This is a genomic window from Pseudomonas sp. SF2 (genome assembly GCF_036858055.1).
Taxonomy (GTDB): domain Bacteria; phylum Pseudomonadota; class Gammaproteobacteria; order Pseudomonadales; family Pseudomonadaceae; genus Aquipseudomonas.
On sequence record NZ_JAMBDI010000007.1, the window covers coordinates 54,607 to 66,561 of the forward strand.

Here is an 11,955-nt window from a genome sequence, read left to right on the forward strand (position 1 = left end):
TGAACGATAGATTTGCAGGGGCTGTGCCGGCCTCTTCGCGGCTAAAGCCGCTCCCACAGGGATGGCGCCGGGCTTGAGCCCTGTGCAGTACCTGTGGGAGCGGCTTTAGCCGCGAAAGGGCCGGCACAGGCAACCAAGTACCTGGAGACCGATCATTGGAAGACCTCAACTCCCTCTACTACTTCACCCAGGTAGTCGAGCACGGTGGCTTCGCCCCGGCTGGCCGGGCGCTGGACATGCCCAAATCGAAGCTCAGCCGGCGCATCGCCGACCTCGAAGACCGCCTGGGCGTGCGTCTGCTGCATCGCACCAGTCGTCACTGCTCGCTCACCGAGATCGGCCAGGCCTACTACAACCGCTGCCTGGCCATGCGCGTGGAAGCCGAGGGTGCGGCAGAGATCATCGAGCGCAACCGCAGCGAGCCGCGCGGCCTGGTGCGCATCAGTTGCCCGACCACCCTGCTCAATTCCTGGGTCGGGCCGATGCTGACCCGCTACATGCTCAAGTACCCGCAGGTGGAGCTGTTCATCGAGAGCACCAACCGCCGTGTCGACCTGCTGCACGAAGGTTTCGACATCGCCCTGCGGGTGCGCTTTCCGCCGCTGGAGAATACCGACATGGTGATGAAGGTACTGAGCAACAGTACCCAGTGCCTGGTCGGCCAGCCGCAGTACCTGGAGCAACTGCCCAAGGGGTTTGACCCACAGCTGCTGGGCACGCTGCCCAGCGTGCATTGGGGCAGTGCCCAGCGCGAATACCAGTGGGAGCTGTTCCAGGGTGAGGACAGCAGCCGCAGCATCGTCATCCCGCATACACCGCGCATGGTGACGGACGACCTGTTTGCCCTGCGCCATTTCGTGGTGGCGGGGGTGGGTATTGCGCACCTGCCGCGGGTGGCGGTGCGTGAGGACCTGGCGGCGGGGCGGCTGGTGGAGTTGTTGCCGGACTGGCACCCGCGTTGCGGCATCGTGCATGCGATCTTCCCGTCGCGGCGGGGCTTGCTGCCATCGGTGCGGGCGCTGATCGATCATCTGGCCGAGGAGTTTGCGATCAGCGACATGGCTTGAGCCGGTTGCCGCCTGTGCCGGCCTCTTCGCGGGTAAACCCGCTCCCACAGGGTCACCACTAGCTCCAAGGCCACTAGCTCCAAGGCTTGTGCAGTACCTGTGGGAGCGGGTTTACCCGCGAAGAGGCCGGAACAGGCAAACCAGCCAGAGCACACACATACAAGCCCCCTTGCCTATCCTTCATCCACAATCCCGGATCATCCCCCCTGGAGCCCCCATGATCCGCGCCACCCACGGCCCAGGCCGCGCCCTGCTCGCCACCCTCGCCCTGTACCCGGCGCTCAGCCAGGCTGACGAACCCGGCTGGTCACTGCTCAGCCGCAATTATTTCCTGCACAGCGACTTCCGCTCACCGTCCGGTAGCGGCCAGAACTACCGCCAGGAATGGGCCCAGGGTTTCATTGGCGAGATCCGCTCCGGCTTCACCGAGGGCACGCTCGGTGCCGGTATCGATGCCCACGGTTTTCTCGGCCTCAAGCTCGACGGCGGCCGCGGCCATGCCGGCACTGGTCTGCTGCCGCGCGACAGCGATGGCCGCTCCGAGTCCGACTACTCAAGCGCCGGCGCCGCACTCAAGCTGCGCCTGGGCAACACCCAACTACGCTACGGCGAAATGACCGTGGAAACCCCGGTGTTCGACACCAGCGACAAACGCCTGCACCCGGAGTACGCCACCGGCTGGTTCCTGGACAACACCGACCTGCCCGACTGGCGCCTGCAGGCCGGGCGCTTCACTGCCTTCAACAACCAGGACAACAGCTCCAGCCATGATGATTTCAGCGGCTACGGCGCCACCACCGACAAGCGTGCCATCAGCCTGGCCGGTGCCGCGTTCGCTCCCGACGGGCCATTCGGTGGCGCGCTGTACGCTGGCCAGCTGGAGGATACCTGGCGCCAGGCCTACCTCAACCTGAACCTGGCCGAGGGCAACTGGCGCCTGGACGGCAACCTGTACAAGACGCGCGACACCGGCAATGCCAGTGCCGGGGCAATCGATACCCTCGCCTACAGCCTGCTGGCCAGGTACAGCTTCGGCGCCCAGGCGCTGAGCCTGGCCTACCAGAAGGTCGAGGGCGACACCCCGTTCGACTTCGTCGGCGGCGACTCCATCTACCTGGCCAACTCGATCAAGTACGCCGACTTCAACGGCCCCGGCGAGCGCTCGTGGCAACTGCGCTACGACCTCAACTTCGCCACCCTCGGCGCCCCCGGCCTGAGCCTGATGGGCCGCTACGTCAGCGGCCGTGGCATCGACGGCAGCCATGCCCCGGCGGGCGGCGCCTATGTGGGCCAGTACGGCGACGGCGGCAAGCACTGGGAGCGCGACATCGACCTGAAATACGTGGTGCAGTCGGGCGCCGCCAAGGACCTGAGCCTGGCGTTTTCCCACGTCAGCCACCGCGCCAACCAGGCCCAGGCCGGCGATGATATCGACCGGATCTACCTGATCATCGAATACCCCCTCAAAGGCAGCTTATGACATGAGCACGTCCCCTTCAGGCGCCTGGAGCCCATTGCGCAACACCACCTTCCGCATGCTGTGGATCGCCACCATCGCCTCCAACATCGGCACATGGATGCACGAGGTGGGCGCCGGCTGGCTGATGACCACGCTGTCGGCCAGCCCGTTGCATGTGGCCCTGATCCAGGTAGCCGGCTCGCTACCGATGTTCTTCCTTGCCCTGCCGGCCGGTGCGGCTGCGGATATCGTCGACAAGCGCCGCTACCTGTTGCTGGTGCAACTGTGGATGTCCGCGGTGGCAGTGGCGCTGGCGGCCCTGACCCTGCTCGGGCTGATGAACGTCACCCTGCTGCTGGTGCTGACCCTGGCGCTGGGCATCGGCACGGCACTGATGATGCCGGCCTGGAGCGCGCTGACACCGGAACTGGTGGGCAAGGACGACCTGGCCAATGCGGTGGCGCTTTCCAGTGTCGGTATCAACGTGTCGCGCGCCATTGGCCCGGCCCTGGCGGGCGTGGTGGTGAGCATGGTTGGCCCATGGCTGACCTTCGCTCTGAATGCCATCTCGTTCGCCGGGGTGATCCTTGTGCTGTTCCTGTGGAAGCGCGAGGTGAAGGAGCCGCTGCTGCCAGCCGAGCGTTTCGTCGGCGCCATGCGCACCGGGCTGCGTTTCGCGCGCAGTGCCAAACCCTTGCAGGCGGTGATGTTGCGCGCCTTGGCGTTCTTTTTCTGTGCCAGCGCCGGCACCTCGCTGCTGCCGTTGATCGTGCGTGGCGAGATGCACGGCACCGCTGCCGATTTCGGCGTGCTGCTGGCGGCCATCGGCATCGGTGCGGTGGCCGGCGCCACCTTGCTGCCACGCCTGCGCGAACGCATCAGCCGCGACCGCCTGGTGCTGCTTGCCAGCCTGCTGTATGCCCTGTTCCTGCTGGCCCTGGCGCTGGTGCGCAACTTCTACGTGCTACTGCCGGCAATGCTGCTCAGCGGCGCGGCGTGGATTGCCGTGCTGTCCAACCTGCAGGTGGCGGCGCAGACCTCTGTGCCGGCCTGGGTGCGGGCGCGGGCGTTGTCGGTGTACATCCTGATCTTCTTTGGTGCCATGGCCTGCGGCGGGTTGCTGTGGGGCACGCTGGCCAGCCATGCAACGATCACCTCGAGCCTGCTGCTGGCTGCAGGTGGCCTGGCGCTGGGCACGCTGCTGACCTGCAAGGTGACGCTGCCGGAAACCGCAGCCGAGGAGCTGACGCCGTCACTGCATTGGCCGGTGCCGCTGCTGAGCGACGACATGGACAAGGAAAGCGGGCCGGTGATGGTCACCGTGGAGTACCACGTTGACCCGGCCAAGGCCGAGGCGTTCCAGCAGGCAGCGCGAGAGCTGGAGGCGATGCGCAAGCGCAATGGCGCGTTGTCGTGGGGGTTGATGCGCGACAGTGCGGACCCGGCGGTGTGGCTGGAGTTTTTCTTCGAGGAGTCGTGGCTGGAGCATTTGCGGCATCACCACCGGGTAACCCGGGGTGAACTGAAGATCGAGGCGCGGGTGCGGATGCTGCAGACCGATGGGGTTGAGGTGAAGATCCGGCATCTGCTGGCGGGTGGGGAGCACAAGGCTCACCATTGATGTTGGTTTTTCCGGCCTCTTCGCGGGCTCGCCCGCTCCCACAGGGATCGCACAGAGCCTGAGGGCTGTGGTGTACCTGTGGGAGCGGGCGAGCCCGCGAAGAGGCCAGCACAGAAGGAACAAAAAAGGGGGCCAATAACTGGCCCCCTTTTCATCAGCTCAGCTTAGAACGCGAAGCACGAGCAACCCAGCGCACCCCAGAAGCCCTGGTAGTCATTCACCGGCACGCTCGAATGCCGTGCCTTTTCATGGCTGTGCGCATGTACCCCGCATGGCCCGCTGCACTGGTGCACGGCGGCTGCCAGCGACGGCGTGCCCACGCGCCAGTGGCCCGGCACCTTGGTCACCGGCGACCACTCCGGCAGCACCGGCACCTGGGGCGGGCCGAGCTTGTCGAATTCCGCCGCGCCATACACTACCTTGCCATCGACCACGGTAAGTACCGACTCGATACCTTTGATCGCCTCTTCATCGACACTGAAGAAGTCCAGCGACAGCGCCGCCAGGTCGGCCAGCTGGCCCACCTTGATCTGGCCCTTCTTGCCCTGCTCGCTGGAGAACCAGGCGCTGCCCTGGGTGAACAGTTGCAGCGCAGTGTCACGGCTGAGACCTTCCGGGTACAGCTCCATGCCACCGACGGTCTTGCCGCTGACCAACCAGTACAGCGAGGTCCACGGGTTGTAGCTGGACACGCGGGTGGCGTCGGTACCGGCGCCGACCGGCACGCCCATCTCCAGCATGCGCTTGATCGGCGGGGTCTGCTCGGCCGCCTTGGCGCCGTAGCGGTCGACGAAGTACTCACCCTGGAAGGCCATGCGGTCCTGGATGGCGATACCGCCGCCAAGCGCACGCACGCGCTCGATGTTCTGCGGGGTGATGGTTTCGGCGTGGTCGAAGAACCACGGCAGGCCATTGAACGGGATGTCGCGGTTGACCTTCTCGAACACGTCGAGCATGCGCGTGATCGATTCGTTGTAGGTGGCGTGCAGGCGGAACGGCCAGCGCTGCTCGACCAGATGACGCACCACCGGCTCCAGCTCTTGCTCCATGGTCTGCGGCAGGTCCGGACGCGGTTCGAGGAAGTCCTCGAAGTCGGCGGCAGAGAACACCAGCATTTCGCCGGCGCCGTTGTGGCGCAGGAAGTCGGTACCACTGTGCAGCTTCACGCTGGAGGTCCACTTGCGGAAGTCGTCCAGCTCTTCCTTGGGCTTCTGGGTGAACAGGTTGTAGGCAATGCGCACGGTCAGCTGGTTGTTGTCGGCCAGCTCCTGGATCACCTGATAGTCGTCCGGGAAGTTCTGGTAGCCGCCGCCGGCATCGATGGCACTGGTCAGGCCCAGGCGGTTGAGCTCGCGCATGAACTGGCGGGTGGAGTTGACCTGGTATTCCAGCGGCAGTTTCGGCCCTTTGGCCAGGGTGGCGTAGAGGATCATCGCGTTGGGGCGGGCGATGAGCATGCCGGTCGGGTTGCCGAACTTGTCGCGCTGGATCTCGCCGCCCGGCGGGTTGGGAGTGTCCTTGGTGTAGCCGACAGCCTTGAGTGCGGCGCGGTTGAGCAATGCACGGTCATACAGGTGCAGCAGGAATACCGGGGTGTCCGGCGCGGCCTGGTTGATTTCTTCCAGGGTCGGCATGCGTTTTTCGGCGAACTGGAACTCGTTCCAGCCACCGACCACGCGCACCCACTGCGGGGTGGGCGTACGTGCGGCCTGGTCCTTGAGCATGCGCAGGGCATCGGCCACCGAAGGCACGCCCTCCCAGCGCAGCTCCAGGTTGTAGTTCAGGCCACCCCGGATCAGGTGCAGGTGCGAGTCGTTCAGGCCAGGGATGACCGTGCGCTGCTTGAGGTCGATGATCTGCGTGGTGGCGCCCTTGTGGGCCATGGCCTCGGCGTCGTTGCCCACGGCGATGAAACGGCCATCCTTGATGGCGACGGCGGTCGCGGTGGGCTTTTCACGATCAACGGTGTGCAGTTTGCCGTTGAACAGGATCAGATCGGCGGTCATGGAACCTCCTTGGGTGGATGCGTAAGCGGAACCGGTAAAAGGCAATGCGGACCAGAGCGCGCCGGCGGCACCGAGCACGGTGCTGGTGGCGAGGAACTGGCGACGGGTCTTGTCGTTGCGGTCCTGGGACATGGGGTTCTCCGTCTCTGGGTGCGGCGGCGGCAGGCGCAACTGCAGAGCATGCCGGTTGGTGTAGGGGCAAGGCTTGGATGGATGTGCGGTGGGTGGTTGAAGGTTAGCCCCGTTCGGCATTTGTGCTGCCTGGGCTGGCCTCTTCGCGGGTGAACCCGCTCCCACAGGGACACCACAGGCCTGTATGACTGTGGTATCCCCTGTGGGAGCGGGTTTACCCGCGAATGCCTCCCACCATTACTTCTGGAGGAATGCCAGCAAGTCCTCATTCAGCTGCTGTGCATGAGTCACCGCAAACCCGTGCGGCGCCCCCGCATACACCTTCAGCTCAGCCCCGCGAATCAGCTCCGCCGCCCGCTTGCCGGTGCTCTCCAACGGCACGATCTGGTCGTCATCACCGTGGATCACCAGAGTCGGCACATCGACCTTGGCCATATCCGGACGGAAGTCGGTTTCGGAGAAGGCGGTCACGCAATCCAAAGTGCCCTTGATCGACGCCATCAGCGCGATGTTCAGGGTCTGGGTCTGCACCCCTTGGGACACCTGCTGCCCATGGTTGATGCCATAGAACGGCGCCGCAAAATCGGCGATGAACTGCGCGCGGTCGGCACGCAGGCCGGCGCGGATACCCTCGAACACCGACAGGTCGACACCTTCAGGGTTGTCGTCACGCTTGCCGAACACCGGCGTTACCGCGCCCAGCAGCACCAGCCCGGCCACCCGCTCGCTGCCGTGGCGGGCGATGTAGCGGCTGACGTCACCGCCACCCATCGAGAAGCCCACCAAGGTCACGTCGCGCAGGTCGAGGTGTTCGATCAGCTGGGCGATGTCATCGGCGAAGGTGTCGTAGTCGTAGCCGCTCCACGGCTGGCTCGAACGGCCGAAACCACGGCGGTCGAAGGCGATGGCGCGGTAGCCGCGGCTGGCCAGGTATTCCATCTGCGAATCCCACATGTCGGCATCCAGTGGCCAGCCGTGGCTGAACAGCACAGGCTTGCCGCTGCCCCAGTCCTTGAAGTAGATCGAAGTGCCATCGCGGGTAACGAACGTGCTCATGTCGGTATCTCCTTGAAAATGTCGAGGTAAAGGCCTGGCTCAGCCGCGCAGCCAGTTGGCGCAGCGGCGGGTTACCCAAGGCATGATGTAGAACACCACGGGCAGGATGACGAACAGGTTGACGATCAGGTTGCTGGTGATCGCGCCCCCCAACTGCGGGAAGCGTGCAAACAGCGGCGCCAGCAGGTGTGGAATGATCATGGTCATCGGGCAGATCACCAGATAGGTCAGCAGCGCCTGCTTCCAGCGCGGCGGTTGCGCTGCGTTGGTGCTCGGCGGGGTGAACCAGAATTCCGGGTCGTCGTGCACCTGGGTGTGGTCACCACCCTCGAGCAGCGGCAGTACTTCGCTTACCAGTGTCTGGCGCTCGGCCGAGTTGACCCAGGCCTGCAGCAGGCTGGCATCGGCGAAGCGCACCACGGTGGTGAAATGCAGCCCGCCGTCGTCAGGGCGGATGACGTTGACGTCCAGGTGCCCCGGCTGGCGGCGCGCGGTGCTGACCGTGCGCTTGAGCCATGCTTCGTAGGCCGCCAGCGACGCGGCGCGAACCTTGTGCTGGATGACCAGGGTCACCACGTTGCGGTTGTCTTGGGGTGCGGTGTTCATCGGCGTTCCTTGGGATGAGCTTGCCCGCATCCACTGTGCAACGGCGGACGGGCGCAGGATTGGACAGGTGTGCTGCCTTGGCGGGCACCGGTTTGCGGTGCCCGCGCATCAGGCTTACTTGTTGGCGTTGAAAGCGTTGTAGCTGGTGATCAGGTTGCGGTAGTCCGGGATGTGGTTGGAGCACAGCGCGGCCAGCCCTTCGATGTCGTTGCGCCAGTCGCGGTGCAGCTCACAGGCCACGCCGAACCAGGTCATCAGTTGTGCGCCGGCCTGGCTCATGCGGTCGTGGGCGGCGTCGCGGGTCATCGCGTTGAAGGTGCCGGAGGCATCAGTGACCACGAACACTTCGAACTCTTCCTCCAGGGCCGACAGCGCCGGGAAGGCTACGCACACTTCAGTCACCACGCCGGCGATGATCAGTTGCTTCTTGCCGGTGGCCTTCACCGCCTTGACGAAGTCTTCGTTGTCCCAGGCGTTGATCTGGCCTGGGCGGGCGATGTACGGGGCGTCCGGGAACAGGGCTTTCAGCTCTGGTACCAGCGGGCCGTTGGGGCCTTGCTCGAAGCTGGTGGTGAGGATGGTCGGCAGGTTGAAGAACTTGGCCAGGTCGGCCAGGGCCAGCACGTTGTTCTTGAACGCGTCCGGCTCGATGTCACGGACCAGGGACAGCAGGCCAGCCTGGTGGTCGACCAGCAGGACAGCGGCGTCGTCTTTGTTCAGGCGGTTGTATTTGAAGTTGGTCATGGTCGTTGCTCCCAAGGGTTTTGATTTTTTCAGTAAGTGGGGTGTTCCGCGTTGATGGGAGAAGATTAAAACCATGACCTTTTTGGCGGTAGATAGCAGTTTTTGGCTCTAGCGTTCTGTTTTATGAACGATGGTTTTGTGTGGGCTGTACCGGCCCTTTCGCGGCTAAAGCCGCTCCCACAGGGATTGCGCTGGATTTGAATCGTGTGCAGTACCTGTGGGAGCGGCTTTAGCCGCGAAGAGGCCGGCACAGGCCCCATTGCCTGCCCGGCCAACCTGCTCTATTACTACCCACAGCCCTCCCCTTACCCGAGACCACCATGCTGGCGTTCATCCAGTCATACCCGTTGCTGCTCGGCACTGCCCTGATCCTGCTCGACCTTGTGCTCTGGCAACTGATACCTCTACAGCAGCGGGCCTGGCGCATAGGCGCGCGGCTGGTGCTGTTCCTGCTGTTCAGCTCGTTGCTGGTGGCCGCCGGCATGAGCCCGCTGCAACCGCCACCCTGGCCCGATGATGTCTCGCGCAACCTGATTGCCACGGTACTGGCGATAGGCTGGTGGCTGTTCGGTGCGCGCACGGTGACGGTGGTGTTCGGCCTGTTGCTGGGTGCCCGTGGCAGCCACGGCGGGCGTTTGCTGCAGGATGTGCTGGGCGCGCTGATCTTCCTGGCTGCCGTGGTCGCTGCCGCAGGCTATGTATTGCAGTTGCCGGTGAAGGGCCTGCTGGCCACGTCAGGGGTAATGGCCATCGTCATCGGCCTGGCGCTGCAGAGTACACTGGCCGACGTATTCAGTGGCATCATCCTGAACACCACGCGGCCGTATCAGATTGGCGACTCGATCTCCATCGACGGCACCGACGGCAAGGTGCTGGAAATCGACTGGCGCGCCACCCGCCTGCTCACCAGCACCGGCAGCCTGGCGGTAATCCCCAACTCGGTGGCGGCCAAGGCCCGGCTGCTCAACCACAGCCGCCCGGCCGATGTGCACGGGGTGTCGATCAGCGTGGTGGTGCCGGCCAAGGTGCGGCCCAAGCGGGTGTTCGATGCGCTGGAAAAGGCCTTGCAAGGCGTGAGTGCCATTCTTGCAACACCAAAACCAAAGGTGACGGTGAAAGCCTCGACGCTGGAGTCCGTGGAGTACGAAGCCAGCGGTTACGTGGCCGATGCGGGCGCCAAAGGCGACGCGCGCAACCAGTTGTTCGACCTGGCCCACCGCCACCTGGAGGCCAGCGGGGTGATGTGGAACGCCGACCTGGCCATGCCTCCCCGCAGCCGCCAGCGCGAGGTGCTGGACGAGGTGCGGGTGTTCCGCTCGCTGAGCAGTGAAGAGCGCGATGCGCTGAGCCAGCGCATGACGACCGTGGAATACCTGGCGGACCAGGTGATTCTGGGCGTGGGCGAGCATTCCGATCATTTGCTGGTGATTGGCAGCGGGGTGGTTTCGGCGTCGATCCGCGATGGCGACAAACTGGTCGAGGCCGGGCGCATGGGGCCAGGCGAGGTGCTGGGGATCGAGGGGATCGTCGACGAGGAGGACTCGCTGGCCGAGTTCCGCACGCTGACCGGTTGCGTGCTGTATCGGATCGACAAGGAACAGGTGAAGAGCTGCCTGGTGCAACGCGGCGATGTGCAGACGGCATTGAGCAAGTTGCAGCGGTTCCGGCGTCAGAACCGGGAGTCGTTGTTGCTGCAAAAACCGGTTTCGATCAAGAAAGGCGGCTTCCTCAGCTGGTTGCACAAGTAAGCCTGTGCTGGCCCCTTCGCGGGTAAACCCGCTCCCACAGAGACCGCGCACACTCAGAACGCTGCGCAGTACCTGTAGGAGCGAGTTTACCCGCGAAGAGGCCAGTACTTACAACACAACCCTCAAACATTGCCCCGCGTGGTACAGCGAGAACCCGGACTCATAGAACGCCGTCCGCAGCGAGGGCGCACTCACGCCCTTCATTGGCGAGAACGGAATCGGCAGGCTGCTCGCCTCCCCCTTCAGCAAGAACTCGGCAAACGCCCGGCCAATCACGGTCCCGGTGGTATTACCCCGCCCGTTGTACCCGGTCACCGCCACCAGCCCCGGCGCCGGCTCGAACAGCCGCATCAGGTGGTCGGGGGTGAAGTCGATGCAGCCGGTCCAGTGCATTTCCCACTCGACCTTGCCCAACTCGGGGTAGTAGTGGCTCTGGATCCGGTCGGCCCAGCTGCGCACGAACCACGCCGGCTTGTTGTCGACCCGGCCCAGGCTGCCGAGCAGCAGGCGGCCCTGGTCGTCGCGACGGATGCTGCTGAGCACGGTGCGGGTGTCCCACGAGCCTTGGCCATGGGGCAGCACCTTGTCGGCTGCAGCGCCCTGCAACGGCTTGGACGCCACCTGGTAGTAATAGCCACGGAAGAACTGCTTCTGCAGGTTGCTCCAGTCGCCTTCGGTGTAGGCGCCGGTGGAAATCACCACCTTCTCGGCGCGCACCGAACCGCGTGCGGTCTTCACCTGCCAGGCATCGCCGTCACGCTCCAGGCCTTCGACCGAAGACTGCTGGAACAGCTTGCCGCCCAGGCGCGCCACCGCTGCGGCCAGGCCTTGGGTGTAGCCCATGGGGTTGATGGTGCCGGCGCGGCGGTCGAGCAGCGCGGCGGAAATCTTGTCGGTGCCGCAGTATTCCTGGCACTGGGCGCCGGTCAACAGCTCCACGTCGGCACCACGGCGACGCCATTGTTCGTGGCGAGCCTCGAGGTCGGCGATACCGGTGGCGTTGTGCGCCATGTGCAGCGTGCCTTTGTGCTGGGCCTGGCAATCGATGCCAAGGCGTTCGATCATGGCGAACACTTCAGCCGGCGCTTCACCGAGGACCTTGTTCAGGCGGCTGCCCTGCTGCTGGCCGAGAGTGGCCTCGACATCGTCGGGGCGGATCCAGGTGCCGGCGTTGACCAGGCCGACGTTGCGCCCGGAGCCACCGTGCCCGATCTTCCAGGCCTCCAGCAGGATCACCGACTTGCCCTGTTCGAGCAGGTGGATGGCCGCCGACAGGCCGGTAATGCCGCCACCGATCACGCAGACATCGGCCTTGTGCTCACCGGCCAGGGCCTGGGCGGCGACGGTCGGTTTGCTGACGAATTCCCACAAGCATTCTTGACGCAGTTCGGACATGGCCCGGCTCCAGCAATTTGTTCTTGTTTGGGGCCGTTGTGCGACCCATTCGCGGGTAAACCCGCTCCCACAGGTGCATCATAGGTTTCGAAAACTGTGTTGTACCTGTGGGAGCGGGTTT

General features: G+C 64.8%; 9 protein-coding genes. 4 read left to right on the forward strand and 5 right to left on the reverse strand.

Annotation, left to right across the window (positions count from 1 at the left end; translation table 11 throughout):
• Positions 1-155 precede the first annotated feature (155 nt).
• The 3 genes from M2S36_RS04075 (at position 156) to M2S36_RS04085 (ending at position 4,147) form a co-directional block, all read left to right on the forward strand.
• Positions 156-1,067 carry a LysR substrate-binding domain-containing protein gene (locus tag M2S36_RS04075; protein WP_046613664.1) on the forward strand — a complete coding sequence of 304 codons (912 nt, stop codon included), beginning with the start codon at positions 156-158 and terminating at the stop codon, positions 1,065-1,067.
• Between the two features lie 217 nt (positions 1,068-1,284).
• The gene (locus M2S36_RS04080) at positions 1,285-2,547 is read left to right on the forward strand and encodes an OprD family porin (protein WP_333956759.1); all 1,263 of its coding nucleotides are present in this window, start codon (positions 1,285-1,287) and stop codon (positions 2,545-2,547) included.
• 1 nt (position 2,548) lies between these two features.
• Positions 2,549-4,147: an MFS transporter gene (locus M2S36_RS04085; RefSeq protein WP_207837545.1), complete on the forward strand. Its 1,599-nt coding sequence runs from the start codon at positions 2,549-2,551 to the stop codon at positions 4,145-4,147.
• 164 nt (positions 4,148-4,311) lie between these two features.
• Here the strand turns inward: M2S36_RS04085 and M2S36_RS04090 are convergent, their stop codons facing one another.
• From M2S36_RS04090 to ycaC, 4 genes are all read right to left on the reverse strand, one after another.
• On the reverse strand, positions 4,312-6,285 hold the full coding sequence (locus M2S36_RS04090) for an amidohydrolase (protein ID WP_241106091.1): 1,974 nt from the start codon (positions 6,283-6,285) through the stop codon (positions 4,312-4,314).
• Positions 6,286-6,522: 237 nt separating this feature from the next.
• Entirely contained in the window at positions 6,523-7,341 is an 819-nt protein-coding gene (locus M2S36_RS04095) for an alpha/beta fold hydrolase (protein WP_063912206.1), read from the reverse strand.
• A 39-nt stretch (positions 7,342-7,380) separates the two neighbouring features.
• Positions 7,381-7,947: an antibiotic biosynthesis monooxygenase gene (locus tag M2S36_RS04100; RefSeq protein WP_082888279.1), complete on the reverse strand. Its 567-nt coding sequence runs from the start codon at positions 7,945-7,947 to the stop codon at positions 7,381-7,383.
• A 114-nt stretch (positions 7,948-8,061) separates the two neighbouring features.
• Entirely contained in the window at positions 8,062-8,691 is a 630-nt protein-coding gene (gene ycaC, locus M2S36_RS04105; RefSeq protein WP_085691498.1) for an isochorismate family cysteine hydrolase YcaC, read from the reverse strand.
• A 320-nt stretch (positions 8,692-9,011) separates the two neighbouring features.
• On the opposite strand from ycaC, the gene M2S36_RS04110 reads away from it, so the two are divergent.
• On the forward strand, positions 9,012-10,439 hold the full coding sequence (locus M2S36_RS04110; protein WP_241106092.1) for a mechanosensitive ion channel family protein: 1,428 nt from the start codon (positions 9,012-9,014) through the stop codon (positions 10,437-10,439).
• A gap of 108 nt (positions 10,440-10,547) precedes the next feature.
• On the opposite strand, the gene amaA is transcribed toward M2S36_RS04110, so the two are convergent.
• Positions 10,548-11,834: an L-pipecolate oxidase gene (gene amaA, locus M2S36_RS04115; RefSeq protein WP_233694023.1), complete on the reverse strand. Its 1,287-nt coding sequence runs from the start codon at positions 11,832-11,834 to the stop codon at positions 10,548-10,550.
• Positions 11,835-11,955 lie beyond the last annotated feature (121 nt).

What these genes read in the sequence shown, in the direction of transcription:
- M2S36_RS04080 (WP_333956759.1), top strand. Translation starts at nt 1,285, where the DNA reads ATGATCCGCGCCACCCACGGCCCAGGCCGCGCCCTGCTCGCCACCCTC.
- M2S36_RS04085 (WP_207837545.1), top strand. Translation starts at nt 2,549, where the DNA reads ATGAGCACGTCCCCTTCAGGCGCCTGGAGCCCATTGCGCAACACCACC.
- M2S36_RS04090 (WP_241106091.1), bottom strand. Translation starts at nt 6,285, where the DNA reads ATGTCCCAGGACCGCAACGACAAGACCCGTCGCCAGTTCCTCGCCACC.
- M2S36_RS04095 (WP_063912206.1), bottom strand. Translation starts at nt 7,341, where the DNA reads ATGAGCACGTTCGTTACCCGCGATGGCACTTCGATCTACTTCAAGGAC.
- M2S36_RS04100 (WP_082888279.1), bottom strand. Translation starts at nt 7,947, where the DNA reads ATGAACACCGCACCCCAAGACAACCGCAACGTGGTGACCCTGGTCATC.
- ycaC (WP_085691498.1), bottom strand. Translation starts at nt 8,691, where the DNA reads ATGACCAACTTCAAATACAACCGCCTGAACAAAGACGACGCCGCTGTC.
- M2S36_RS04110 (WP_241106092.1), top strand. Translation starts at nt 9,012, where the DNA reads ATGCTGGCGTTCATCCAGTCATACCCGTTGCTGCTCGGCACTGCCCTG.
- amaA (WP_233694023.1), bottom strand. Translation starts at nt 11,834, where the DNA reads ATGTCCGAACTGCGTCAAGAATGCTTGTGGGAATTCGTCAGCAAACCG.